The organism is Cohnella sp. 56 (genome assembly GCF_037963805.1).
In the GTDB taxonomy this organism is placed as follows: domain Bacteria; phylum Bacillota; class Bacilli; order Paenibacillales; family Paenibacillaceae; genus Cohnella.
Window position 1 is genome coordinate 17,112 of sequence record NZ_JAZDQE010000009.1, and the last position, 26,718, is coordinate 43,829.

18 protein-coding genes, 2 pseudogenes and 1 riboswitch are annotated in these 26,718 nt (G+C 63.5%); of the genes and pseudogenes, 8 read left to right on the top strand and 12 right to left on the bottom strand.

Going from position 1 to position 26,718, the window contains the following annotated elements; translation table 11 throughout:
• The first annotated feature begins 30 nt into the window (after positions 1-30).
• Positions 31-1,203, top strand: a complete 1,173-nt coding sequence (locus VQ071_RS16345; RefSeq protein ID WP_340515167.1) for a S8 family peptidase — start codon at positions 31-33, stop codon at positions 1,201-1,203.
• Between the two features lie 1,098 nt (positions 1,204-2,301).
• Here the strand turns inward: VQ071_RS16345 and argS (VQ071_RS16350) are convergent.
• Complete coding sequence (gene argS / locus VQ071_RS16350; RefSeq protein ID WP_340515168.1) at positions 2,302-3,975, bottom strand: arginine--tRNA ligase; 1,674 nt, start codon at positions 3,973-3,975, stop codon at positions 2,302-2,304.
• Between the two features lie 4 nt (positions 3,976-3,979).
• A complete protein-coding gene (locus VQ071_RS16355; protein ID WP_340515169.1) occupies positions 3,980-4,375 on the bottom strand; it encodes a DUF1934 domain-containing protein in 396 nt (131 codons plus the stop codon).
• A gap of 661 nt (positions 4,376-5,036) precedes the next feature.
• On the opposite strand from VQ071_RS16355, the pseudogene argS (VQ071_RS16360) reads away from it, so the two are divergent.
• Both argS (VQ071_RS16360) and VQ071_RS16365 read left to right on the top strand, forming a co-directional pair.
• A pseudogene (argS, locus tag VQ071_RS16360) lies at positions 5,037-6,413 on the top strand (arginine--tRNA ligase); the annotation flags it as partial.
• 450 nt (positions 6,414-6,863) lie between these two features.
• Positions 6,864-7,121 (top strand): annotated as a pseudogene (locus VQ071_RS16365) (DALR anticodon-binding domain-containing protein); the annotation flags it as partial.
• A gap of 862 nt (positions 7,122-7,983) precedes the next feature.
• Here the strand turns inward: VQ071_RS16365 and VQ071_RS16370 are convergent.
• Positions 7,984-10,212, bottom strand: a complete 2,229-nt coding sequence (locus VQ071_RS16370) for a methyl-accepting chemotaxis protein (protein ID WP_340515170.1) — start codon at positions 10,210-10,212, stop codon at positions 7,984-7,986.
• A 247-nt stretch (positions 10,213-10,459) separates the two neighbouring features.
• Positions 10,460-11,287: a polyamine aminopropyltransferase gene (gene speE, locus VQ071_RS16375; RefSeq protein ID WP_340515381.1), complete on the bottom strand. Its 828-nt coding sequence runs from the start codon at positions 11,285-11,287 to the stop codon at positions 10,460-10,462.
• Positions 11,288-11,458: 171 nt separating this feature from the next.
• On the opposite strand from speE, the gene VQ071_RS16380 reads away from it, so the two are divergent.
• Complete coding sequence (locus VQ071_RS16380) at positions 11,459-13,567, top strand: transglycosylase domain-containing protein (RefSeq protein WP_340515171.1); 2,109 nt, start codon at positions 11,459-11,461, stop codon at positions 13,565-13,567.
• A 1,264-nt stretch (positions 13,568-14,831) separates the two neighbouring features.
• Here the strand turns inward: VQ071_RS16380 and VQ071_RS16385 are convergent.
• From VQ071_RS16385 to VQ071_RS16395, 3 genes are all read right to left on the bottom strand, one after another.
• Positions 14,832-15,347: a YwhD family protein gene (locus VQ071_RS16385; protein ID WP_340515172.1), complete on the bottom strand. Its 516-nt coding sequence runs from the start codon at positions 15,345-15,347 to the stop codon at positions 14,832-14,834.
• A gap of 303 nt (positions 15,348-15,650) precedes the next feature.
• Positions 15,651-16,514 carry a hypothetical protein gene (locus VQ071_RS16390; RefSeq protein ID WP_340515173.1) on the bottom strand — a complete coding sequence of 288 codons (864 nt, stop codon included), beginning with the start codon at positions 16,512-16,514 and terminating at the stop codon, positions 15,651-15,653.
• A 55-nt stretch (positions 16,515-16,569) separates the two neighbouring features.
• Entirely contained in the window at positions 16,570-16,725 is a 156-nt protein-coding gene (locus tag VQ071_RS16395) for a hypothetical protein (protein WP_340515174.1), read from the bottom strand.
• 99 nt (positions 16,726-16,824) lie between these two features.
• Between VQ071_RS16395 and VQ071_RS16400 the strand changes: the two genes are divergently transcribed.
• The 3 genes from VQ071_RS16400 to VQ071_RS16410 all read left to right on the top strand — a co-directional run bounded on the left by VQ071_RS16400 (position 16,825) and on the right by VQ071_RS16410 (position 20,765).
• Entirely contained in the window at positions 16,825-18,963 is a 2,139-nt protein-coding gene (locus VQ071_RS16400; protein WP_340515175.1) for a M1 family metallopeptidase, read from the top strand.
• Between the two features lie 13 nt (positions 18,964-18,976).
• A complete protein-coding gene (locus VQ071_RS16405; protein ID WP_340515176.1) occupies positions 18,977-19,795 on the top strand; it encodes a hypothetical protein in 819 nt (272 codons plus the stop codon).
• Between the two features lie 353 nt (positions 19,796-20,148).
• A riboswitch (cyclic di-AMP (ydaO/yuaA leader) is annotated at positions 20,149-20,292 on the top strand.
• A gap of 5 nt (positions 20,293-20,297) precedes the next feature.
• Positions 20,298-20,765, top strand: coding sequence for a C40 family peptidase (locus VQ071_RS16410; RefSeq protein WP_340515177.1), 468 nt, complete (start codon positions 20,298-20,300; stop codon positions 20,763-20,765).
• A 214-nt stretch (positions 20,766-20,979) separates the two neighbouring features.
• On the opposite strand, the gene VQ071_RS16415 is transcribed toward VQ071_RS16410, so the two are convergent.
• The 3 genes from VQ071_RS16415 to VQ071_RS16425 are packed head-to-tail and all read right to left on the bottom strand — an operon-like array spanning position 20,980 to position 24,371.
• Positions 20,980-22,281 (bottom strand): hypothetical protein, encoded by a 1,302-nt coding sequence (locus tag VQ071_RS16415; RefSeq protein ID WP_340515178.1) that lies wholly within the window; start codon positions 22,279-22,281, stop codon positions 20,980-20,982.
• Complete coding sequence (locus tag VQ071_RS16420) at positions 22,278-23,405, bottom strand: DUF58 domain-containing protein (protein WP_340515180.1); 1,128 nt, start codon at positions 23,403-23,405, stop codon at positions 22,278-22,280. The genes VQ071_RS16415 and VQ071_RS16420 overlap by 4 nt, the downstream gene beginning before the upstream one ends.
• Positions 23,406-23,408: 3 nt before the next feature.
• On the bottom strand, positions 23,409-24,371 hold the full coding sequence (locus VQ071_RS16425; RefSeq protein ID WP_340515181.1) for an AAA family ATPase: 963 nt from the start codon (positions 24,369-24,371) through the stop codon (positions 23,409-23,411).
• Between the two features lie 288 nt (positions 24,372-24,659).
• On the opposite strand from VQ071_RS16425, the gene VQ071_RS29330 reads away from it, so the two are divergent.
• Positions 24,660-24,791 (top strand): AraC family transcriptional regulator, encoded by a 132-nt coding sequence (locus tag VQ071_RS29330; RefSeq protein WP_445293303.1) that lies wholly within the window; start codon positions 24,660-24,662, stop codon positions 24,789-24,791.
• 77 nt (positions 24,792-24,868) lie between these two features.
• Here VQ071_RS29330 and VQ071_RS16430 read toward each other — a convergent pair whose 3' ends face one another.
• Positions 24,869-25,732, bottom strand: a complete 864-nt coding sequence (locus tag VQ071_RS16430; RefSeq protein ID WP_340515182.1) for an ABC transporter ATP-binding protein — start codon at positions 25,730-25,732, stop codon at positions 24,869-24,871.
• A 108-nt stretch (positions 25,733-25,840) separates the two neighbouring features.
• Entirely contained in the window at positions 25,841-26,635 is a 795-nt protein-coding gene (locus VQ071_RS16435; protein WP_340515183.1) for a polysaccharide deacetylase family protein, read from the bottom strand.
• Positions 26,636-26,718: the final 83 nt, after the last annotated feature.

Below are 26,718 nucleotides of genomic sequence, written 5' to 3' on the forward strand. Positions count from 1 at the left end.
GAAATCTAAGCCGGGAGGGAGACCAGCCACATGGATACGAGCGCGCTCCTTCGCCATCTCCGCCGTCAGCTCTCCGCCGGCGGAGAGTGGGACGCCAGCACGATCGTACGGTTCGTCAGGCCGGAGGAGGGGCGCCGTTTCCTGGCGGCGCTGGCGAAGATGCGGGCGCACGGCGCGGTGCTGCGGGCCGCCCGCCCGATCCGGGTCATCGGCGGCTTCAGCCTGCCGCTCCCCGCCTCCGCCCTGGCCTCGCTGCTGAATTACGGCTGCGTACTGGAGGCCGACCGCAGCGTGAAGGTCAGCCACGCGTTGCCCAAGCCGATCTTCCGCACGGACAGCAAGCTGGATATCCCCTGGGGCGTCCGCCGCATCCGCGCGCCCCAGGCCTGGAGCCGCACGACCGGGCAGCGGGTCAAGGTCGGGGTGATCGACACGGGCGTCGACTTCGATCACCCCGACCTGCGGCATGCGCTCAGCCGCGGCATCAACCTATTGCAGCGCACCTCGCTGCCGCACGACGACAACGGACACGGCACCCATATCGCAGGCACGATCTCGGCCGCGAACGCATCGCGCGGCATGATCGGGGTAGCGCCCCGGACGGAGATCCATCCGGTCAAAGCATTCGATTCGGACGGCTCCGCCTACGTATCGGACATTATCCTCGGCATCGAGTGGTGTATCCATCACGGCATGGATATCGTCAATATGAGCTTCGGCATGCCGAGCCGCAGCGATGCGTTGTTGAAGGCGGTGGAGAGCGCCTACCGGGCCGGCATCCCGATCGTCGCCTCCTCGGGCAACGACGGCAAGAAAGGCAGCATCGACTACCCCGCGGGCTTCGGCCATACGATCGCGGTCGGCGCCCTGGATCGGCGGGGGCGGATCGCGCGGTTCACGAACCGCAGCGCCTCCGTCGATCTGTTCGCGCCCGGCGCCCAGGTCGAATCGGCCTGGCCGAACGGCCGCCGGCGCGTCATGAGCGGCACCTCGATGGCGACCTCCCATGTCACCGGCGCGGTGGCGCTCCTGCTGTCTCTGCGGCCCGGCCTGTCGCCCGGCCGCATCCAGGAGATCCTGCGGCGGTCCGCGAAGCCGCTCGCCTACAACAAAGCTCCCCGGGGAGCCGGGGAGCTGGATGTGCTGCGCATGCTGAAGGCCGCCGACGATATGTCGGCCGGGGCGGGAATGACGTCGGGCTAGCCGAGCGTACAGTTGGCCGCTGGGCTAGCCCGGGGGCGGCTCGGCTGGGCGGGGCGGCCGGTTGGGCCACGCTTGGGGCGGGCGCTTGGCTCTGTTCGGAGCCCCGTTGGGACCGATAGCGGACTTTTTTGCCGCTATTGGCTCTTGTCCGCGCTCTGCCGGGACCGATAGCGGACTTTTTTTCCGCTATTGGCTCTTGCCCGCGCTCTGGCGGGACCGATAGCGGACTTTTTTTCCGCTATTGGCTCTTGCCCGCGCTCTGGCGGGACCAATAGCGGACTTTTTTGCCGCTATTGACTCTCCCTGGCGCCCTGCCGGAACCGATAGCGGACTTTTTTGCCGCTATTGGCTCTTGCCCGCGCCCTGGCGGGACCAATAGCGGACTTTTTTTCCGCTATTGGCTCTTGCCCGCGCCCTGGCGGGACCGATAGCGGACTTTTTTGCCGCTATTGGCTCTTGCCCGCGCCCTGCCGGGACCGATAGCGGATCTTTTTTCCGCTATTGGCTCTTGCCCGCGCCCTGATGGGGCCGATAGCGGACTTTTTTGCCGCTATTGGCTCTTGCCCGCGCTCTGGCGAGACCGATAGCGGACTTTTTTGCCGCTATTGGCTCTTGCCCTCGCTCTGGCGGGACCAATAGCGAACTTTTTTGCCGCTATTGGCTCTTGTCCGCGCCCTGGCGAGACCGATAGCGGACTTTTTTGCCGCTATTGGCTCTTGCCCGCGCTCTGGCGAGACCGATAGCGGACTTTTTTGCCGCTATTGGCTCTTGCCCGCGCCCTGGCGGGACCAATAGCGGACTTTTTTGCCGCTATTGGCTCTTGTCCGCGCCCTGGCGGGACCGATAGCGGACTTTTTTGCCGCTATTGGCTCTTGCCCGCGCTCTGGCGAGACCAATAGCGGACTTTTTTCCGCTATTGGCTCTTGCCCGCGCTCTGGCGGGGCCGATAGCGGACTTTTTTTCCGCTATTGGCTCTTGCCCGCGCCCTGATGGGGCCGATAGCGGACTTTTTTGCCGCTAAGTCGCATCTCGATTCGTGTGCCACAGCGCCGATACAAGCCCCGCGGCTTCGAATGCGACGGCCCTCGCCGCTTGCTCCTACATTTGCTCCGGCGCGGACACGCCGATCAGCCGCAGGCCGTTGGCCAGCGTATGTCGCAGCGCCGCGAGCAATTGCAACCGCGCCTGGCTCTGCGCAGCGTCTTCGGTGATAACGCGCTCGGCGCGATAGTAGCTGTGGAACAGCGCCGCCAACTCATACACGTAACGCACGATATGATGCGGCGCATAGTCCTTCGCCGAGTCCGCGACGGCGGCAGGGAACTCGCCCATCTTGCGCAGCAGGTCGTATTCGTGCTCGGTCGCCAGCAGCGACAGGTCCGCTTCGCTCACGGGCAGCACGGCGATGCCCTGCTCCTCCGCCTGGCGGAAGATGCTGCAGATGCGCGCATGCGCGTACTGCACGTAGAACACCGGATTCTCGTTGGACGTCGAGACGGCCAGATCCATGTCGAAGTCCAGATGCGTATCCATGCTGCGCATCGTGAAAAAGTAGCGGATCGCGTCGACGCCGACCTCGTCCATCAGATCCTCGATCGTGATGGCCTTGCCCGTGCGCTTGGACATCTTGACCTTCTCACCGTTCTGGAACAGGCTGACCATCTGCGCGATTAGCACCGTCAGGCGCTGCGGGTCGTGGCCGAGGGCGGCCATCGCCGCCTTGACGCGCGGGATATAGCCGTGGTGGTCGGCGCCCCAGATGTTGATCAGCTCGTCGAAGCCGCGCGCGAACTTATCCATATGGTAGGCGATGTCGGGCGTCAGGTACGTGTAGCTACCGTCGTTTTTGACGAGCACGCGGTTCTTGTCGTCTCCGAACGCCGTCGTATTGAGCCAGACCGCACCTTCTTCCTCATAGACGTGCCCCTGCGCGCGCAGCGCTTCGAGCGCGCCTTCGACCTTGCCGCTCTGATACAGCGAAGTCTCGCTGTACCAGCTGTCGAAGCTGACGCCGAACCGGCCGAGATCGCGCTTGATCTTGTCCAGCTCGCGCTCGAGGCCGTAGCTGCGGAAGTACTCGAAGCGCTCCTCGTCCGACTTCTCCAGCAGCCGCGCACCTTCGCGCTCGGCCAGCTCCCTGGCGAAGCCGACGATATCCTCGCCGTAGTAGCCGTCCTCCGGCATCGCGGCATCCTGCCCGAGCGCCTGGCGGTAGCGCGCCTCGATCGAGCGGGCCAGATTGCCCACCTGGTTGCCCGCGTCGTTGATATAGTATTCACGCGAGACGTCGTAGCCCGCGAATGCGAGCACATTGCACAGCGCGTCGCCGACCGCCGCGCCGCGCGCGTGGCCCAGATGCAGGCTGCCGGTCGGATTCGCGCTGACGAATTCGACCTGCACCTTGCGTCCGCCGCCTGCAGACGAAGAGCCGTAGCCGCCGCCCTGCTCCAGCACGGAGGCGACGACGGGCAGCAGGTAGCGCTTGTCCATGCGGAAGTTGATGAAGCCCGGACCCGCGATCTCGGCGGACATCACGTTCGCCCGCTCCTTGTCCATATGCGCGATGATCGCGGTTGCGATCTCGCGCGGATTTTTCTTCGCGATGCGCGTCAGCTGCATCGCGGCGTTGGTCGCGAGGTCTCCGTGCGCTTTGTCGCGCGGCACCTCGATCACAATGGCAGGCACCTGCTCCCGTTCCACGATACCCGCTCTGACCGCGGCATCCGCGATGACCTCTTTCAACACCTCATAGGTCTGTTCCAACACGTTCATGACTCTATTCCTCCCGTATATCCAGCCCGATCTCGAACCGGCCCATCTCCTGATCCTCGCTGCGCATATCGTAGCGCCAGTACAGCGTGCCGCCGGACGCCGCCAGCTCCGCCGTCAGCTCGTGCGTGAACGCCTCCACGGCCAGCGCTCCCTGTGGCAGGCGCACCGCGCCCTGCGTCGACGCCCCCAGCCGAAACGTCTGCTCGACGCCGACCTCTCCCTGCCGGACGACCCGAACGTCGCCCTGCAGAATCGAGACGGTCATCGCGTCCTGACAGCGCAGCACCCAGCCCGTCGCCATCCGGTACCACTGCCCGGCCAGCCGTTCCTCCGCCCATGTGCCGGATTCGCCGTCCTGCCGGCTGCGGAACACGACCGTCACGCGCCTGTAGTCCGGCATTCCGATCCGCTCCCGTCTGTCCGATTGTCTGTTATTACTATATACACAACGCCCTTTGAATTCAACGACAGGAGATGGCGCCGAGGCGGCCGATGCTCGCAAGGGCGGGAGACGACGACGCGCCACTCCGCCGTGCATGCCGCTTCGGTACGCCGCCGCAAAGCTCCCCCGCGCCACGCCCCCGTGCATGTCGTCGCCTCGGTACGCCGCCGCAAAGCTCCGCCGCGCTGCGCCCTCCATGCCGCCGCGCCACGCCGACGGGTGCGCCGCTCCCCCTCTTGCCCGCCCGGGCCGCCGCGTGCTATGATATGTGCCAATATCCAAGCGACGATGAACGGGAGAGTACCGGATCACAAGCCGTACCAGAGAGCCGGAGGGGTGGGACCCGGCACGGCGGGATCTTCGGGAAGCGGACCCGGGAGTCGGTCGCCCGAACCGGCCGGCGTATGCGAAGCATGGCCGCGGTAGGGCGGCCCGGCCTGACGGCCGTTATCCTTTTGAGCGGCGTTCAGTCGCAGGCCCCCCTGCCCGAGCGCTATAAGAGTGGCACCGCGGACCAACCTCCGTCTCTTGATGAGACGGGGGTTTTTTGCGTTCGGATTTTGACGCTGGACAATATCGGATGCTAACGCTCCCGAAAGAAGACGAGGAGGAGATCGACATGCTGTTGGAACAAGCCGCAGTCCTGCTGCACCCCCATGTACCGTTGGAAAAGGAGGAGCTTCTGCGCCGCCTTGAGACGCCGCCCGAGCCCGGGCTCGGCGACGTGGCCTTCCCGTGCTTCGTCCTGGCCAAGACGCTGCGCCGCGCACCTGCCGTTATCGCCGCCGGCATCGCAGAGGCGGTTAACGCCGGAGGAAGCGGCGTACGCGCCGAGGCCGCCGGCGGCTACGTCAACCTGTTCTTCGCCCCCGCCGTCTGGCTGCCGCGCATCGCCCAGGCCACCCTCGCGCCGGACTACGGCAGCTCGGACGCAGGCCGCGGCCGGCATGTCGTCATCGACATGTCCTCGCCCAACATCGCCAAACCGCTCGGCGTCGGTCATCTGCGCTCGACGATGATCGGCAACGCGCTGGCGGCCATCTACCGGGAATCCGGCTATCGCGTGACGACCGTCAACCATCTCGGCGACTGGGGCACGCAGTTCGGCAAGCTCATCGTCGCCTACCGCCGCTGGGGCGAGCGGGCCGCGCTCGAGACCGATCCGATCGGAGAGAGCCTGCGGCTGTATGTCCGCTTTCACGAGGAAGCTGCGTCCGAGCCTGCGCTGGAGGACGAAGCGCGCGAGGCCTTCCTGCGACTGGAGCAGGGAGACGGGGAGACGACCGCGCTGTGGCGCTTTTTTGTCGACGAGAGCATGAAGGAGTTCGAACGCGTCTATACGCGTCTCGGCGTCGGCTTCGACGAGGTGCTGGGCGAGAGCTTCTACAATGACAAGCTGGAGCCGGTATTGGAACGCTTGCGGGCGACGGGACTGCTCGAGGAGAGCGACGGTGCGCTGGTCGTCAGACTGGATGAGGAGGGGCTGCCGCCGTGCCTGATCCTGAAGAAGGACGGCGCCACGATCTATCCGGTTCGCGACCTCGCCACGGCGCTGTACCGCAAGCAAGTCATGCAGGCCGACAAGCTGCTGTATGTGGTCGGGGCTGAGCAGCAGCTTCATTTCAGACAGGTGTTCGGTGTATTGGGGAAAATGGGAGAGCCGTGGACGGGAGACTGCGAGCATGTACCGTTCGGCCTCATGACCGTGGAGGGCAAGAAGATGTCCACCCGCAGGGGCAAGGTCGTCTTCCTGGACGGGGTGCTGGACGAAGCCGTGCAGCGGGCGCGCGCAATCATCGCGGCCAAAAGTCCCGATCTGCCCGATCGCGACCGGGTTGCCGAAGCCGTCGGCGTCGGCGCGGTCGTGTTCGGCGATCTGAAAAACCGCCGGCAGCTATCCGTCGACTTCAAGCTGGAGGATGTCGTCAGCTTCGAGGGCGAGACAGGGCCGTATGTGCAGTACACGCATGCGCGGATCGCAAGCCTGCTGCGCAAGGGCGGTTACGGCCAGGCAGGTGCTGCTGGCGGGAATGGCAGCGGAAGTGCGACCGAGGAAACGGTCGGCGCGGTTACAGGCGATGCGAGTGAGTACGCTGGCGCTGGTGATGCGAGTGATTATGCGAGCGCCGGTGATGCGAGTGATTATGCGGGCGCCGGTGATGTGAGTGATTATGCGGGCGCCGGTGATGCGAGTGATTATGCGGGCGCCGGTGATGCGAGTGGTGATGCGAGCGCCGGTGATGCGAGTGATTATGCGGGCGCCGGTGATGCGAGTGATTATGCGGGCGCCGGTGATGCGAGTGATTATGCGGGCGCCGGTGATGCGGATTGGTATGCGGTCGGCACCGGAGGAGCGGAGTCGCATGCGGAAGGCGCCGAGGGCGTGGATGCGCAAGCGGCAGCCACACCAGCCGGCCCCGCCGACGACGGCGGCTATTCGGATGCTGCTTGGGCTTGCGCCAAGCGGCTGACGCAGTGGGGCGCAGCAGTCGCCAGCGCGGTCCAGGACAACGAGCCGTCCGCCGTCGCACGCTACTTGTTGGAGCTGTCGCGCGACTTCAACCGCTTCTATCACGACGGCAAGGCGATCCGCCCGGAGGACCCGGACGGCACACAGAGCCGCCTGCGCCTGTCGGCGGCAGCAGGCGCCCTGCTCGGCAAGGGGCTCAAGCTGCTCGGCATCGCCGCACCCGAGCGCATGTAAGCAGGCTCCTCGCATGTGGAGCCGCCGTTGTATCTAATGCATCGCGTTCTTCGCACCCATAGCGGCCTTTGAGGCTGCTATGGCACGCTTGCTGCACCCCTCCGCGCGTACGGGGGAATAAGGATGTGCCAGCGTCTTATTGGTCGGAAAAGCGCGCTATCACTCGGAATAAGAATGCGGCAGCGTCTTATTGGTTGGAAAAGCGTGCTCGCACCCGGAATAAGGATGCGCCAGCGTCTTATTTACCAGAAAAGCGTGCTCTCACCTGGAATAAGGATGTGCCAGCGTCTTATTTACCGGAAAAGCATGCTCGCACCCGGAATAAGGATGCGCCAGCGTCTTATTAGTCGGAAAAGCGTGCTCGCACCCGGAATAAGAATGCGTCAGCGTCTTATTGGTCGGAAAAGCATGCTCTCACCCGGAATAAGGATGCGCCAACGTCTTATTTACTGGAAAAGCGTGCTCGCACCCGGAATAAGGATGCGCCAGCGTCTTATTTGCCGGAAAAGCATGCTCGCACCCGGAATAAGGATGCGCCAGCGTCTTATTTGCCGGAAAAGCGCGCTCGCACCCGGAATAAGAATGCGCCAGCGTCTTATTTACCGGAAAAGCGTGCTCTCACCCGGAATAAGGATGCGCCAGCGTCTTATTTGCCGGAAAAGCATGCTCGCACCCGGAATAAAGATGCGCCAGCGTCTTATTTGCCGGAAAAGCGTGCTCGCACCCGGAATAAGGATGCGCCAGCGTCTTATTTACCGGAAAAGCGTGCTCGCACCCGAAATAAGGATGCGCCAGCGTCTTATTCCCGAACAAGCCCAGTCATAACGGCCCTCAAGGCCGCTATCTCGTCCGTCCCAAGCTCCTACCGCAGCCGCGTCTCGGTCACGCGGAACTGTCCGACCAGCTGCTGCAGGAACGCGGTGATGCCTTCGACGCTTTGCGATGTATGCCGCACGCCGGTGATCTCGCCGAGCAGACCCTGCACCTTGGCCTCGACCTCGGCGGAGATCGTGCGGTTCTCCATGCTGACGCCCGCGATCTTCTCCATCAGGGCGACGACTTCGTCCACGACCTGCGACTTCATCGCATCCTCGGACTTGGCGGCGCCCAGCGTCTCCGAGGCGACGGCGACGAGCTCCGTCCCCTCCTCGACCACCCGCGTCCCCTCCTCCATCGAGGCATATGCCAGCTGCGCATGCTCGTATATTTTGGCTACGATGCCGTGCACCTCTTCCGTCGACCGGCGCGTCGAGTCCGCCAGCTTGCGGATCTCGCTGGCGACGACGGCGAAGCCCCGGCCATGCTCGCCCACGCGCGCCGCTTCGATCGAGGCGTTCAGCGCGAGCAGATTCGTCTGCGCCGAGATCTCCTCGATGACGCCCAGCAGACCGCGAATCTCGCCCGCCGTGTCCATGAACACGCGGATCGTGCCGTTCGTCTGCGCGACGCGGTCCGCGATCTGCGACATTTTGCCGCCGATGCGCTCGACCTCGCCCTGTGCGACCTCGATCTGCTCGGCCGCCCGGCGCTCGAGCATCGCCAGCGTCTCCCGCATCTCGCCAGCCACATCCTTGGCCACGTCGATATCCTTGAGCTGCCTCCGGAGGCTGCGGATCATATCGTGGATCCGCGCGCTGACCCGTTCCGTCGACCCCGCCGTCGTCGCCGCAGACTCGTTCATCAGCCGCTGGCTGCTCGATACGTCGGATGCCGCCAGCCTCACCTGGAGCATGATGCCCTCGAGCGAATCGATCATATTGTTGATCCACTTCGCCAGATCGCGAATCTCGTCGTCGTCGTAATCCGCGATGCGAATCCGCTGTGTCAGATCTCCTTTGCCCTCGGCGTTGATGCGAATGAACCTGCTCAGGCTGCGCAGCGGCGCGGATACGCGACTGTCGCCCCGCTTCCGCATGAGCGCCATGGCGACCCAGCCGGCGGCCAGCGTGAACGCCAGCTCGCAGACGCCCGTCCAGACGGGGGACAGCACGGAGGCGAGATAGCCGACGAAGGCGGCGGACAAGACGGCGAACGACGCGACGCCAATGCCCAGCGGCCGGGCAACCCGCAGCGACACGCTGCGAATCCGGTACACCTCCTCCAGGTCACCCTCGCACATCATGCCCCAGCGGTCCGGGCAGTGCGGCAGCTCGAAGGTCACACCTTTGCCGATGACCGGAATGTGCCGATAATCCGAGTAGCCCGGGAATTCGACGAACAGGTTGCCGCCGTTGTTGATCGTATTCGCAACGCCGGGGTGCAGCTGCCCGGTAGCCGGATCGGTGAACATGAGCTCCAGCTCCGTATGCTCCTTCACCGAGACGATGCCCCAATCGGTCCGCACGCCGTCCTTCAGGTTCTCGCCGTGGGTGAAGGTGCGATCCTCGAATCGACTGCGGGAGAGGGCGGTGCCGGGTGCGATGTGGACATTCAGCGACGGCTTGGCCATAAACAGATAGTTGTCGCCGGAGTCCGGGTAGACGTGGCCCGATTCCCGCTGGATGAGGTCACCGATGACATCGTTCGGCACCCGCCCGCACAGCGCGCCCTGCCATTGCCCGTTCTCCGCCAGCGGCAATATGAAGAGCAGTGTCATCTTGTCATGAAAAGCGGACGAGCGGGCGCCGATCTCCAGCGTCAGCGGATCGGGATACGGGCCGAACAGGCACGGCCTCGGGCGTCCGCTGCCGGCGCCCCGCGCGTAGTCCATGCCTGCCGCGAATGCGGCGCCGCTTCCATACGCCCGTCCTCTGTGCGGCAGGTGGGTCGAGCAGGTGACAACCCCTTCGCCGTCGATCAGAAAAAGCTCGGTAAAGTCCGTCGCGCGCGTGTACGTCGAGCCCATCAGCCTCTCCAGCGCCTCGGCGGGCGCTGCCCGGTCTGCCGGCGTCTTGCCGCCGCTCGCCGACAGCAGCTGTTCGTGCAGCCGGTCCAGATGGCGCCAATAATCGCTCGTCCAGTCCTTCAGGAGCTGCATGCGCGTCTCCGCGATCCCCTCGAATATTTCCTCGATATCCTGCTTCAAATTTCGATTCAGCCTGTACGACCACCATAGCGGGAGACCCTTTTTGAAACCGAGCCAATCGAACATGCCGCCCCACCCCTTTTTACTATGTATGATGTCAGTAATTATATCATCATTCGACACCGTTTTCCTTATTTATCCGAACATTTATTGTTATTTTCAATATAATGTTATTGTTTTTGACGCAAACGTCCATAAAATCATTAAAAAACCCGCTCCCACAAAAGGGAACGGGTCGGAATAACGAAAAATGCTGACACGCAGCGAGTCGAGCCGTACGGATCGCTGAAGCGATGCGACCTGCGAGCGCGAGTTACTTGGTCAGATCCTCGACGAACTTCGGCAGCGCGAAGGCTGCGTGGTGCAGGCGAGGCGTGTAGTACTTCGTGTCCAGCTCGGGCAGGCTCGCCGCGTCGACGTTCAGCGGATCGTGCTTTTTGCTGCCCATCGTGAACGTCCACAGGCCGCTCGGGTACGTCGGGATGTTCGCCGTGAACACGCGCACGATCGGGAACACTTCCTTCACGTCGCGGTTGACGCTCTGAATCAGGTCGGCCTTGAACCAAGGGTTGTCCGTCTGGGCGACGAACAGGCCCTCTTCCTTGAGCGACTCATAAATACCCTGGTAAAACCCTCGCGTGAACAGATGCGCCGCCGGGCCGACCGGCTCGGTCGTGTCCGCCAGGATGACGTCGTACGTATTTTTATGATCGAGAATATGCTTGAAGCCGTCGTTCACCTGCACGTCGACCCGAGGGTCCTCCAGCTTGCCCGCGATCGAGGGCAGATATTGCTTCGAATACTCGATGACCTTGCCGTCGATGTCGACGAGCACCGCCTTCTTCACCTTCGGATGCTTCAGCACCTCGCGGATGACGCCGCCGTCGCCGCCGCCGACGACCAGCACATGCTCCGGATTCGGATGCGTGAACAGCGCCGGATGCGCGACCATCTCATGGTAGACGAACTCGTCCTTGACCGTCGTCATGACCATGCCGTCCAGCACGAGCATGTTGCCCCATTCTTCCGTCTCGATCATCGCCAGCTCTTGGAAATCCGTCTGCTCATGCACGTATGTTTGCTTGATCTTCGCCGTGATGCCGAAGTTTTCGGTCTGCTTTTCGGTGTACCACAATTCCATGGAGGACATGGGATCCCTTCTTTCCTGTCGGATTCGCACTAAACAAGTTGTATTATAGGTCATCGCGCGCAAAAAGCAATGCGGATTTGGTCGAGACGGGAATAAGAGGAAACGGACTTTTCCATAATAAGGGGTAGCTTGGAGTGGGCGGACGAACGAGGAGGAACGGAATTGGATCTGCATACGAAAGGAAACGCGGCGAGCGGGGGCGATCCGGCCGGCCATGCCGACGCGGCTCGTCGCCCGGATTCATCGGTCTGCGCCGAGCGGGCGGACGGGGGCAGACGGCGCCGGGGCGGATGGCGCCTCGCACTCTTGCTGGCCGGCCTGCTGCCGCTCGCCGCTGCCGCCGCGCTCCTGCTGGCGCTGCGGCTGGGCAGTCTGCCGGCGGCCGAGATGCCGCAGTCGACCCGCATCCTGGGCGCCGACGGCAGCGTATTGTCCTCGCTTCAGGGCGGCGTGAACCGCCGCACCGTCGGGCTCGCCGACATCTCGCCTTGGCTCGTCAAGGCGACGCTCGCCGTGGAGGACCGCCGCTTCTACGAGCACGGCGGCGTCGATCTGCGCGGCCTGGCGCGGGCGGCCTGGGTCGACGCGCGCCATCTGTCGCGCGAGCAGGGCGCCAGCACGCTGACCCAGCAGCTCGCGCGCAATCTGTACCTGAGCCACGAGCGCACCTGGACGCGCAAGCTCAAGGAGGCCTGGTACGCCGCCCTGCTGGAGCGCGAGTACAGCAAGGACAATATTCTGGAGCTGTACCTCAACCAGATCTACTACGGCAACGGCGCGTACGGAGCGGAGGCCGCCGCGCAGCTGTACTTCGGCAAGCCCGCGGCGCAGCTCAGCCTCGCGGAGAGCGCCCTGCTGGCCGGCATCCCGAAGGGACCGCGCTATTATTCGCCTTATACGCGGCTGCCGCAGGCGCGGCAGCGCCAGCGCATCGTGCTGCAGTCGATGGCGGAGAGCGGCGCGATCGACGCGGCGCAGCGGCGCGAGGCGCTGGCCGCGCCGATCGTCGTGCGTCCGCCCGAGGGCGACCGCGGGCAGACGGCGCCCTACTTCGCCGACTATGTGCGCAAGCTGGCGGCGAGCAAGCTCGGCATCGAGGAGCGGCTCGTGAACGAGGGCGGTCTGCAGATCTATACGACGCTCGACAGCCGGATGCAGCGCGCGGCAGAGGCCGCCGTGGAGCGGCAGATGCCTAAAGGGAGCCAGCTGCAGGCGGCGCTCGTGTCGATCGATCCGGCGACCGGCCAGATCAAAGCGATGGTCGGCGGCCGGCGCTACGTCGACAATCCGTACAACCGCGTGTTCGCCGCGACGCGCCAGCCCGGCTCCTCGTTCAAGGCCGTCGTGTACGCGGCCGCGCTCGACAGCCGGGCCGTCACCGCGGCGACGAGCTTCCGCAGCGAACCGACCGTCTTCTACTACGACGACTACCGCAAGGTGTACCGCCCGAGCAACTACAACGACCGCTACTTCGGCGCGGACATCGGGCTGCGGCAAGCAATCGGAGCCTCGGACAACATCTTCGCGGTGCAGACGCTTATGAAGGCCGGCCCCGACACGGTCATCGAGATGGCGCGGCGGCTCGGCATCACCGCGCGCATGGACGCCGTGCCGTCGCTGGCGCTCGGGACATTTCCCGTGAGCCCGTTCGAGATGGCGTCCGCGTACTCGGTCTTCGCAGCGGGCGGAGTCAAGCGGGAGCCGACCGCCATCCTGCGCATCGCCGACAGCGCCGGACGCACGCTGTACGAGGCGCAGCCCAAGGCGGAGCAGGCGCTGTCGCCGGCGCTGTCGTACGTCGTGACCGACCTGCTCGGCAGCGTGTTCGAGCCGGGCGGCACCGCCCGCCGCGTCGCCCATATGCTGCACCGGCCGACCGCCGGCAAGTCCGGCACGACCAGCTCCGACGCCTGGTTCGTCGGCTACACGCCGGACCTGGTCACCGCCGTCTGGGTCGGCTACGACAAAGGCAAAGCCATCACTTCAACCGAGGCGCACCGCGCCGCGCCGATCTTCGCCGAGTACACGGAAGCCGCGCTCGCGGACGTGCCGCCGCATCCATTCGCGATGCCGGACGGCGTCGTCGCCGTGGACATCGATCCTGCGTCGGGCCTGCTGGCGTCCGAAGCTTGTCCCGCGCGGATGCGCGCGGTGTTCCTCGCCGGCACCGAGCCCACCGGCGTCTGCGGCGACACCGGCGACGCCGGCACCCGCGAGCAGGACGGCCCGCGCTCGCTGTGGAGCAAGCTGCGCGGCTGGTGGAAGAGCTGACGCGCTGCCGAGCACCGGCGTGGGCTTATCCCGTTCGCTCATTGAGCGACGGGGATGAGCCCACCCCACGCCATTCCGGCCGAATAAGACGCTGACGCATCCTTATTCCGGGTGCGAGCACGCTTTTCCGGCGAATAAGACGCTGACACATCCTTATTCCGGGCGCGAGCACACTTTTCCGGCAAATAAGACGCTGTCGCATCCTTATTCCCGACGCGAGCACGCTTTTCCGGCGAATAAGACGCTGCCACATCCTTATTCCCGGCGCGTGCACGCTTTTCCGGCAAATAAGACGCTGCCACATCCTTATTCCCGGCGCGAGCACGCTTTTCCGGCGAATAAGACGCTGCCGCATCCTTATTCCCGACGCGAGCACGCTTCTCCGGCAAATAAGACGCTGCCGCATCCTTATTCCGGGCGCGAGCACGCTTTTCCGGCGAATAAGACGCTGTCGCATCCTTATTCCCGGCGCGAGCACGCTTCTCCGGCAATTAAGACGCTGCCACATCCTTATTCCGGGCGCGAGCACGCTTTTCCGGCAAATAAGACGTTGGAACATTCTTATTCCCGACGCGAGCACGCTTTTCCGGCGAATAAGACGCTGCCACATCCTTATTCCCGGCGCGAGCACGCTTCTCCGGCAAATAAGACGCTGCCGCATCCTTATTCCGGGCGCGAGCACGCTTTTCCGGCGAATAAGACGCTGTCGCATCCTTATTCCGGGTGCGTGCACGCTTCTCCGGCAAATAAGACGCTGACGCATCCTTATTCCCGACGCGAGCACGCTTTTCCGGCAAATAAGACGCTGCCACATCCTTATTCCGGGCGCGAGCACGCTTTTCCGGCAAATAAGACGCTGACGCATCCTTATTCCCGGCGCGAGCACGCTTCTCCGGCAATTAAGACGCTGTCGCATCCTTATTCCGGGTGCGTGCACGCTTCTCCGGCAAATAAGACGCTGACGCATCCTTATTCCCGGCGCGAGCACGCTTTTCCGGCAAATAAGACGCTGACGCATCCTTATTCCGGACGCGAGCACGCTTCTCCGGCAAATAAGACGCTGGCACATCCTTATTCCGGGCGCGAGCACGCTTTTCCGGCAAATAAGACGCTGGCACATCCTTATTCCCGGCGCGACAGCGAGTAGGACGACCGGGGCGCCCGCTCCCCCCTTCAAAATAAAGACTGCCTAAGACTCGCGCAGGATGATCCTGGCTGTCTCCGGCAGTCTTTTGCCCGTTGGTTAGCTTCTATTCCGTAGCCTCTATTCCAACTGGTCCTTCAGCTCTTCCGGCGAGCGGTCCCACCACTCGTAGTTGTGCGACTGCAGCAGCCGGCGGAGGGCCGCCTTGTCCTCGTCGCCCAGGTCCTCGAGCAGGAACTTGCGCTTGATCGCTCGGTCCATCCGGTTCACGTGCTCGGCCAGCACCTTCCAGCCTCGGCGGGCTTCGGTATCGATGAGCATCTCGCACGCCGTCGCGCCGCCGTAGAAGCTTCCCCGCTCGTCGCGGTCGACGGCTACCCATACGAGCCATACCTGGCGGCCGTTCGGGACGTTTTCTTTGTCCGGCGAGAACTTGATGCCCTTCTCCACCTTGCTCTTCGCGTGCATCGCGCCTACGTCGATATAGGCTTCGCCGTTGTCGATGATGACGGGCGACACCTGGCTCAGATCGATCGTGCCCGCACCGAAGCCTTTATGCTCCTTGTTGCTTACTACATTCAGCGCCAGCTTTTTCTTTTCCGGCTGCGGCTGCTGACCGTTTGCGTTCGTATCCACAACTCATCCTCCATCCTGTCCTCAATCCATAATTCCTATTTTAACGAAACGCACGCCAAAAAGCATCACGCCCCCCCACATGCTCGATGCTCGGGACTGCGCCTGCGCAAAGCCGCCAGCCGGCGGTTGTTGGGTTGGGATGCACGCACCTGCGACACTCCGGCCGATATATCGTCTTCCTCCTGGCAATGCCAGCCCTCAGCGAATTCGGCGAACACGCGCCGCCCCATCTCTCCGGACAGTCGCCTGACATAAAATTAGCCGCCTGCGGCAGTCTCCTGCACGGCAAGCGGCATGCTTCACTTAAATATCGTCGTTGTCCGTCCCCGGCCCCTCCGAATGGAGCAGGTCCACGGCTGCGATCGTCTTGCCCTGCGCATCGGTCAACGTCTGACGCTCCGGCACGAACGCACCGTATCGATAAGCGTAGGACGTCCGCAGCCATCCGATCGCGGTCCTGCTGCCGTCCACGTCCGACACGCCGCTCACGCGCTGGACGGCAACGATGCTTCCGGGCGCGCCCTGTGCCGCCGCTGCGCCGGCTTCATAGGACGTCACCGGCTCGACGGCCGCTCCCGAAGCCTTCGCAGCCGGGATAACACCGCTCAGCCCGCTCGCCGGATCGGTGAAGCGAACTCCGTCTCCGCCGGCCGCAGCGCGCAGCTCATAGCGCTCCGCCAGATCGGCGATGGTGAAGGCCGGGTCCGTCACATCGAACAACAGCTTGAATCCGTCCCCGCCGTTATAGACGCTAAGTCCGGTACCTTCCGCCGGCCGCGCCGTCTTCCGATAGACGAGCAGCTCAGGCGTACCGTCACCCGTCAGATCCTCGAAGCGGACGACAGGCGTCTTGTCGTATGCGATCTCCGCCGCCTGCATGAAGGCGAACTTCGTCGCGCCGTCGGTCAGCACGCGCCACCGGACAGCATGTCCCGCCGCATCCAGATCGGCCTTGATATCTACACCCGACCTGAGACCCAGCGACTTGGCCAGGGCGGGAGCATGGTTCGTGTATACGGTCTCCGTATGCGCGATCGGCAGAGGTCCGCCGCTGTCGGCACCGCCTGCCAAGGGAGGTTGGGCCAGCGCGATCGATGGGGAGCCCGCGAGCGCGACGGCCGTCGTGCTTGCCGCGATCAGGCGGATAGTGCGATGAATGGGGTTCATAACCATCCCTCCTTCTATATATAGTTGTACCCATTCTATGAGGGCAGCCAACCTTTTAGACCGGCTTGTCCAGCATCCTGCTGCCGCTCCGCCCGAACCGCACGCCCGCCGCGCCTTCGCTTGCACCTTCGCCTGCACCTTCGCTCGCGCCTCGCCTCCACTCGTTTTCCGCCTCACCGCCGCGCCCTCCCCGATCGGCTTGCAGACTCACACCGGCACCGCACGCTCCATTTGTATGGGACAAAGATATAATCCGCGGACAACCCACATATACATCTGCTAGACGCTTGTCAACGGGAGGGTTACCGTCATGCCCCAACGCCATATTTATCGTATCGCCGCGCTCGCCGTGGCCGCCGCCGTACTGCTCGGCACGTCCGGCTTCGGATTCGACGCCGCCTGGCAGTCCCAGTTCACCCTGCCCGCCTACGCCGCACAGACTGCGCCGCAGCTCTCGTCCTCGCAGCAGAAGGGTGCCGCAGCGGGTACCCTGGAGGCAGGGTCCGACCTGCTCGCCGAAGTTCCTGCCGAAGCGTCCGCCGAAGCCCCGGCCGCACATCCGACCGCAGCGCCGGACGGCGGAGCCTCCGCAGCCGCCGGTCAGCAGCAATCCGCCTCCACTCCCCAGACGCAGCCTTCCCCGCCGCCGGCACAACCGCAGTCTGTGCCGCTCAGCAAACGCATCGCCGATTATGACATCTCGGTCAAGCTGCAGGACGGCGGCATGCTCGACGCTTCCGAGACGCTGACCTGGACCAATCCCGGACGCAAGCCGGTGACGGACCTCTATCTGCACCTGTACCCCAACGCCTTCTCGCCGGGCAGCACCTTCATGAACGAGTCGAACGGCCAGCTGCGCGGCGTCAAGATGACCCCGGGCAAAGAGGGAGCCATGGCGCTGACCGAGCTCACGACCGAAGCGGGCGAGACGCTCCTGCCCCGCCTTCGCTACATTCAACCGGACGACGGCAACGCGAAGGATCTGACGCTCGTCGCCTTCCGGCTGCCCAAGGCGGTCGGAGCGGGTCAGAGCGTCACCGTCCGCATGAAGTTCACGGTCAAGCTGCCGCAAATATTCGCCCGCATGGGGCAGGCTGGCGACTTTGTCATGGCGGGCCAATGGTTCCCGAAGGTCGCCGCCTATGAGACGGCAGGCACGCGCGGGCGGACGGCCGAAGGCTGGAATCTGCACCAGTATCACGGCAATTCGGAGTTCTATTCGGACTTCGGCATTTACAGCGTGAAGATCGACGTTCCCGAGGACCGGATCGTGGCGGCTACGGGCTTCCAGTACAAGCAGCCCGTCGTGAAGGACGGCCGCAAGATTTATCAGTTCTACGCCGAGGATGTGCATGACTTCTCCTGGTCCGCCTCGCCCAGGTTCGTGACAGCGGAGGACTCCTTCTCATCGGCCGGCGTGCCGGGCGTCCGGATCAAGCTGTACCTCGACCCGCTGCATGCCGGCCAGGAGGAGCGCTACATGCATGCGGCCAAGTCTGCATTGGCCAAGCTTGGCGAGTGGTACGGCGATTATCCGTACACGACGCTGTCCGTCGTCATCCCGCCACCCGACGCGGAAGGTGCGGGCGGCATGGAATATCCGACGCTCGTCACGGGCGCCGCCGCCAAGGACGACAATCCGGGCTACGAGCTCGAGCGCACGCTCGTACACGAGATCGCGCACCAGTATTGGTACGGCATCGTCGCCTCCAACGAATTCGAGGAAGCCTGGCTCGACGAAGCGTTCACCTCCTACAGCGAGGAGAAGCTCATGGCCGCCATCTACGGCGTCGCGCCCCGCACGACGATCGAATCCCTCTATATGACGAATCCGCTGCCGCTCAAGCTCGATTCGTGGAGCTACGGCAGCTCGGACGCCTATGCCGAAAATGTGTACATGCGCGGCAAGCTCGTGCTCAAAGCGATCGAAGCCCGGGTCGGCGAAAAAACGATGTCGAAGGTGATGCGCACTTATTTCCAAAAATATCGCTTCAAGCATCCGGACAGCCAGGCCTTCCAGCGCGTCGTCGAATCCGTCACCAAGGAGGACTGGAAGGACTTCTTCTCGGCCTATGTCTACCGCGGAGAGACGGCCGACTTCGCAGTGGCCTCGGCCCGCACGGAGCCGGACGGCGAGGGCAGCTACCAGTCGAGCGTCCTGCTCACGCGCAAGATGGGAAGTCCGCAGGCCGTGACCGTGCTGTTCGGCTTCAAGGACGGCCAGACCGTCCGCAAGACATGGGACGGCATCCAGAATCACGTTCAACTCCGGCTGCAATCCGCCGCTCCGCTCGAATACGTGTCCATCGACCCGATGCTCGATGTCGTGCTCGATCACAGCAGGTACGACAATTATCTGAAAACCGAAGCGCCGAAGCGGCAACGCACCAAGCTCGACGTGACGCTGAGCCAGCTGATCGATGCGTTCATCGGCAGCATGGCCTGGTGAGGGAGGGATGAGAATGAACGACGCGATCCGCCAAGGCTGGACGACGACAAAACGCCACAAGTACGCGCTTGTCGCCCTCTTCCTGTACCGTTTGCTATGGGGCTTCTTTCTTTACCGGCTCATCGATTCCATCGTCGCTCCGGTGCTTGAGCGCTTCCCGGATCAGCATCCGCTCGGCGCCGCGGCCAAGCAGATCTTCGCGATCGAGGCGCAGTTCCGCCTGCTCAAGACGGATCTGGCCGATCGGACGCTGCTCCTGCTCGGGGGCATGCTGCTGCTCCGCATGCTGCTCACGCCGATTCTGAATGCCGGTCTGTATTATTCATTCGGCCATGACGACGATGGGGGCGGTACGCATGTGCTTCGGGGCATCAGAGAGGCTTGGAAAAAAGTAACGCTGCTGTATGCTGCCGAAAAACTGATCGCGCTGCTGCCGACTGTCTGGATCGTTCCGTTCGCACGGAGCGCCTACATGGCGGAGCCGAACGTCCAGGCGTGGATCGGTCAGATGCTCCCTTATGCTGCCGGCTGGGCGCTATGGATGATGGTCGTGCACCTGCCGTTTCTGTTCATGCAGTTCAGCGCAGCCGGCGGCGCCAGTCTGTGGCAGGGTGCGGTTCACGCCTTGCGCCGTCTGTTCCCGCTGCTGGCGGTGACGCTCCTGCTGCCGCTGCTCTCGCTCCTGGGCGCCGCAGCCGTCTCCGCGGCCTCGTTCCTCTGGACCGGCCTGGCGATCATCGTGCTGAACCAATCCTTTCATTTTATCCGCACCCTGCTGTCGCTCTGGACAGCCGCCTGCCAGCATCGATTGTGGCTGCGCGAGGATCAATGACCTCTGCAGGCAAGCTCGCGGCCAAGCATTGAAATACTCAAAAAGAGACGACGCGCGGTCCCTCCAAGGACCATGCGTCGTCTCTTTTTTTAACCGACTATTAATATTGGGTGAGAGGCGGGCATAGACTACGATCATACTCTTGCGACCGCACCCCCGTCGAAGACTTGCTTCCTCTTAATCTTTCTCATTTATTCATAGGCTCGGCCCATTTCTTGCCGGCAGCCCGCATCCCTTGCTACGTCTGGCTTTTCGGATGATGGCGACATATTCCTCCCCCTTTCGGACATTAAGGAATTCTAATCTTCAAGGAGCAGGAGTTGAGGCCTAAAAATCGAATTTCTAAAGCTAAGGTGCGAAAACTGCCGAATTCCCGCGCACGGGGAAACGGGGGAACCATTTTTTACTGGGTGAATTGACTTCGCCTCGCGCAGAAGTCATAGGGAACCTTCAACCGAACCCTCCAGCTAACCTCGTAGGCACCTGGAAGGAGCTTTCCGTTTTGCGTAAAGTTACAGTCCTCATCCTTGCTTTAACCTGCTTGCTTGCTTTCCAGATGGGCAGCGCGTCTGCCGCATCCAAGCTCGATTCGACCGTCTCCAAGCTGATCGGCATCGACTACGATTACGGCGGCACGACGACGAGCGGCTTCGACTGCTCGGGATTCACGGCCTATGTATTCAAGAAGTTCGATGTCACGCTGCCTCATTCGTCCAAAGGCCAGTTCGCGATGGGCGACAAGGTAGCTCGCGACGATCTGCGCCCGGGCGATCTCGTATTCTTCAATACGAGCGGCAGCGGCGTATCTCACGTCGGCGTCTACGTCGGCGACAACAGATTCGCGCATTCGGCCTCGAAGGGCGTGACGATCTCGGATCTGGATGACAAGTATTACGCGAAGCGTTATCTCGGCGCCCGTCGCGTGATGGACTCCGATACTTACAAGTCCGTGGCGATCGACCACGTGTAAGATTCGGCACAAGTGAGAGTTGCTTGCTTAGGCTAAGACCCGCCCCCAAAGCGGGTCTTAGCTGCTGCATGGAGTGAAAATGGAGAGGTATTAGTTGTATACCCGCATTCAAAAGGCGCGAAACAAGCTGTCAAAAAAAGTCCCGAATCCTCAGAAAAAGGATTCGGGACTTTTGGCATCTGGCGCGGATATTCCGCCTGACGGCGGTCCGTCCTCATCTCCGCCACGGGTAATCGGCGCCGAGACGTTCGGCCTCCTCCGGCTTCACGCCGCTGCCGTACCTGGCCTTGCCGTACAGCTCGCCGAGCTTCGCGGACATGGCGGCCAGCCAGCGGCGCATGTCGGACTGCTCCCGCTGTCCCCGGGGCGCGCCGCGGGCCGACTCCCATGCCTCGATCGCCCGGAGCGTCTCCGACGGCGTGTGCGAATCCCGGTGCGCATAGCCTTCGCGAACCGCTTCGTCGAGAACTGCGGCGTACAGGCTGCGAACCCGTGCCTCGGCCGGCAGGGCCGCCCACTCCTCGCGGCGAAGCGCAGGCTTGGCCTTGGAGCGCCGCCTGGCGAACAGCCGGCTGAGCAGCCGTTCTCCCTGGAGGAGGCTCTCGCGCTCCTCCGTATATCCCGGGTCTTCGTCGTTCTGGCGCTTGCCCTGGAGCATTCTGTCGTACCAGGTCTTGATGCGCTCGGACAGCCGACGCCACCAGACAGCGTTCAGCAGATAGCGCCGGCCGATCAGATAGACGGCGGCCAGCGCCAGCAGTGCGAGCGCGACGTACATGGCATACTCGAGCCACACCCAGATGCGCCCGGTGTCTGAAGCCTGCTCGGGAAAAACAGGCTGCTGTGCGGGCGGCTCGGTCTCGGGGGGCGGCTCGGGCGCAGGCTTGCCCTGGGGCATGAGCGCGATCAGCCAGCGGACGAGGCGGGCGATCGCCGGCCAGATCGGCACGCCTGCGAACGGCAGGAAGACGATGGCGACGAGCAAGCCCCAGATCGCCGCATACCGCCGGCCGGCTGCCGCGAGCCGGCGGGTGACGAGCCCGGCGCCCAGGCCGGCCTCGGACAGCGAGCTTGCCTGGACGAAGTAGATGCTGGCCGCCAGCCAGAGTATGCCGGCCGCCGCCAGCCACGGACGCGCGGCCGAGTCGATGCCAAGCAGCGGCGCGGCTGCGAGGACGACGGCATGCAGACCGACCGCAACCGAGCAGCGGACGATGCGCCGCCAGTCGTAGCGGGCGATCCAGGACAGCGCGCCGAGCGGCACGACAAGCGCCAGCAGCCATGGATCGACGGCGGCGGCAGCGGCAGCGAGGATGAGCACCAGCGCGACGTGAACGATGGCGGCAGGCATGCGGCGGCGCAGGATCGCTGGCAGCGCGCGGCCGCCAGCGGCGGCCAGCCAGGCGAGTCCGATCCAGCCGGCCAGCGGCAGCGACAGGTCCGCAAAGTCGCTGAGCAGGAGCAGCGCCGGATAAACGGCCAGACTGTCCGCCAGACTGCGAATGATCAGCTTCATGACATCCCTCCCGCTGCGGCTCTATGCGCTGCTGCCGGACGCTGTTGATGAAGCAGCAGCACCTCTACCCGATTGCCCGCTTGCCGCAGCCTGGCCAAGGCCTCCTCCTGCTTGGGCGTCACAAAAGCGGTAATCAGCAGCAGGTTCGTCCCGCGCATCCGGGCGCGAAGCAGGTCCTCCAGCAAATAGCCGAGCTCGAGCCGGACGACGGGTTCGAAGTCGGCCATCGCATCCAGCAGCGCGTAGAGCTGGCGCCGCCCGCCGGCCGGCTCGATGCGCAGCGGCACGCGCTCTGCGCCGCCGGCGCGGCCGTTGTAGATCAGCCCGGCGCGGCCGCCGGCGTCCAGCACCTGCTTCGCGGCGGAGGCCGCCAGGCTGATCGCCTCCTCGAAGCGCTCTGCCGAGATTCGCCGATTCGTGGCAGCATCCGCCAGCTCCGCGTTCAGCAGCACCGTGACGTCGCCCCCGATCATCGTCTCTCTGCGATTGACAAGCAGCTCGCCTGTTCTGGCGGTCGCGCTCCAGTTCACTTGCTTGAGCGCATCTCCGCTCCGATAGGCGCGTACGCCGGCCGTATAATAATGATCCTCGCGAAAAGCCTCCGGCGTGCTCATCGCACTCTGTATCCACTCGCGTGCCGCGCGAGGGATGTCCCGGGCCTGGAGCAGCCTCGGGTATACCGTGATCGCGCAGTCCGAGCCGACCGTGAGCGACCTGCCCGTCACGCCGAGCAGGTCGCCGTGCGTGATCGCGACGGACGCGATGCGATAGCGCCCCCGCTGCAGGCAGACGACCTCGTGCCGCCGCACGATCCGGGTGTACGGCCCGAGCGTGAACAAGCTGGCATGATTTTGCAGCGACTGGCCGACGCTGACGGCGAGATCGAGCTCCTCCTTGCCGAACCGCAGCGCGGCCGGCATCTGCGTCTCGACGCGCAGCCAGGGCAGCGGCAGCCACTTGGCGTTGACGAGGCGCTCCTCCATCCGGATCTTGTCCCCCGCAAAGGCATGCGGTACGTTGAACCTGCGCTCATACTGGATTCGCCGCAGTCCCAGCTTGCCGTACAGCAGACGCTGGACCAGTCCGACCGCAAGAGCGACGAGCAGCAGCTTGAAGATCAGCATGCGCTAAGCATAGACCGCATCCTGCTCGGCAGGCACGGCGGTGCGCTCCAAGATCTCGCTCACGATCTCCAGCGCCCGCCGGCCGCCTGCGAGCGGATCGTGCAGCACGAGGCGATGGGCCAGCACGGGCGACGCGAGCGCCTTGACGTCCTCGGGCAGCACGAAGTCCCGCCCGCGCAGCAGCGCCCTCGCTTGCGCCGCCCGCATGAACTGGAGCGTGGCGCGGGGGCTCGCTCCTATCGACGTATCTTCATGGCCGCGCGTCGCAGCCACGATCCCGAGCATATACGCCAGCACGTCGTCATGGCAGCGCACGTCCCTGAGCGCCTCCTGCAGCTGCAAAATATCGCCGACGCTCAGCACAGGCTCCGCAGCCGCCAGCGGGTCCGCGCTCATGAACCGGCGTACGATCTCCGACTCCTCGGCCGTCGTCGGATAGCCCATCGGAATGCGCAGCATGAAGCGGTCCAACTGGGCTTCGGGCAGCGGGAAGGTGCCGTGGCTCTCAATTGGATTCTGCGTCGCGATGACGAGGAACGGCACGGCGAGCGGATGCGTCTCGCCGTCGATCGTCACCTGGCGTTCTTCCATGCTCTCGAGCAGGCTCGATTGCGTGCGGGGCGTCGCCCGGTTCAGCTCGTCCGCCAGCAGAATATTCGTGAAGACAGGCCCCCGCCTCAGCTCGAAGGCGCCCGTGCGCTGGTTGTAAAAGTTAATGCCCGATACGTCCGACGGCAGCAGGTCCGCCGTGAACTGAATCCGCTTGAACTCGCAGCCGAGCGATCTGGACAGCGACTTGGCCAGCAGCGTCTTGCCGGTGCCCGGCACATCCTCCAGTATGATATGCCCCGAGGCCAGCAGCGCGATCAGCGCATACTCCGCCGCTTCGGGCTTGCCCACGACGATGGACGCAATCTGGTCCAGCACCCGGCCGGTCTTCTCCCGAACTTCTTTTAGATGAATCATGGCTATAGTCCTCCTCTGCCTCAAACGCTTTCAATTCCAGCTACCCTTCATATTACAGAGGCGTGGGCGGAATCACAAACAGCGTCGTCGAAGGAGGACATTCGCTAAACTTACGGGCACGATAAAAAAAAGGACAGGCGCTGAGCGGAGAACTCTCGGCACCTGTCCATCGGTTTGCGGCAATTACTTTGATCACTCATCGAACAAGCGGCTTAGCCCCTGCGAACGGCAGCTCCCAATCCCTCATGTAAAATTCAATCCGCCCGTATAGGGCAAGGGTATGAGGAAATTGCCGACGTTCATCATTTCTCCAAAGCATTTCGTAAAACGACAGGAATGACGCCGGGCGAATGGATTCATTCAAGCAGGGACAAAAAAAATCCCTGCCCGACCAGCGGCGAAGGGAATGAAACGCTTTAGCACCTGAGCAGCGAATCGACAGACAAAAAACGCCTCCTCAACCGCTAATGCGGCGAGAAGGCGTGTCAAGGCGTACGCTATACGACTGCTGCGGTCAGGCGGCCTTCTTCGCGGGCGGCCAATGCCGCCTTGTTCGCCGCCGGCTCCCGGCCGATGCCCTCTGCCAGGCCGTAAGGCAGGCAGAGCGGCGCGCCCGTGCGCGGATCGGGAATGACGTCCGCGTCGATGCCGAACACGTCGCGCAGCATCGACGGCGTCATCACTTGCTCGGGATGGCCCTCGTAGAGCACCGTGCCTTGCTTGAGCGCGACCAGATGCTGCGAGAAGCGGGCCGCATGGTTGAGATCGTGAACGACCATGATAATGGTGCGCTTCTGTTCGCGGTTAAGCTTCTCCAGCAGCGTCATGACCTCGATCTGATGCGCCATGTCGAGGAATGTCGTCGGCTCGTCGAGCAGCAGCACCTCGGTGCCCTGCGCGAGCGCCATCGCGATCCAGGCACGCTGCCGCTGGCCGCCGGACAGCTGGTCGACGGCGCGGTCGTGGAACTCGCCCATGCCCGTCGCCTGCAGCGCCCAGTCGATCATCCGGTTGTCCTCGGCGGACAATGCGCCGAATCCGCGCTGGTGCGGATAGCGGCCGAACGAGATGAGCTCGCGCACCGTCAGCCCCTCGGGCGAGGTCGGGTTCTGCGGCAGAATGGCGAGCTGCTTGGCGACTTCCTTGGTCGGCTGGCGGTGAATCTGCTTGCCGTCGAGGTACACGCCGCCGCTCTGCGGACTCAGGATACGCGCGAGCGACTTGAGGATCGTGGACTTGCCCGAACCGTTCGCGCCGACGAGAGAGGTAATCTTGCCATCGGGTACGGACAGATTCAGATCCTTCACGATACACCGGCTGCCATAAGCGAGAGTCAACTGATTCGTGCTTAACCGCGACATGTTTTCACTCCTCCGGCGAACGAATTCGCCTTTATGTTCATCTATATTCTGATAATCGTTATCATTATCAATCGTTAATAAGAATGATAATGGTTCTCAACAACAAAGTCAACGATTTACCATGTTTGATTTCGAATTTTTTAGCCGCAGCAGCTCCGATACGGTCACGAAGCGGTACCCTTCCTGCGTTAGCTTGGGAAGGATGATGCGGAGCGCGTCAATCGTCTGCGTCTTCCCGCTCACATAATCGTGCAGCAGCACGATATCGCCGCTGCGCACGTCGCTCATGATTCCTTTGACGATATGGCTCACGCCGGGCCGCGCCCAATCGTCCGTCGGATGGTGCCAGGACCACAGCACGGTCAAGAGTCCCTCCTCGCGTCCCACCGACAGCACCCGGCTGTTAAAAAAGCCTTCCGGCGGCCGGAACAGGACCGGCTTCGCCCCTGCGGCCAACGCGATGCTCTGCTGCGCCCTCGCGATCTCGCTGCGGATCTGTTCGTCCGAGCAGCGCAACAGCATGCGATGCGTATATGTATGATTGGCTACCTCATGGCCTTCGATCGCCTCCCGCTTCACGATCTCCGGGTACTGCTCGGCCTTCTTGCCGGTAATAAAAAAAGTCGCATGCGCATGATATTCGCCCAGCAAATCCAATATCGCGGGCGTATCGACCGGGTCCGGTCCGTCGTCGAATGTGAGCGCGATGACCTTGCCGTCCAACGGAACCTCCCAGATCGCCTCGCCTCTGGATTCATAGTAGGCTCTTCCTTGGAATGCCGGCTTCTGCGCATCCGCGCGGGCGCAAGAGAACGCGTTCGCCGTCAGGATGAGCGCCGTCGTTCCGATTGCCGTTTTGGCAGCCAACAGGCGAACAAGCGCCATCGCTTTAGATTTTCGCATCTCCTCGGTCTCCTCTCTTCGTGGAAAGGCGGAGCTCCGGCTTCCGGAACTCCGCTCCCAGTTCATCCAGACTTCCTTGTGCC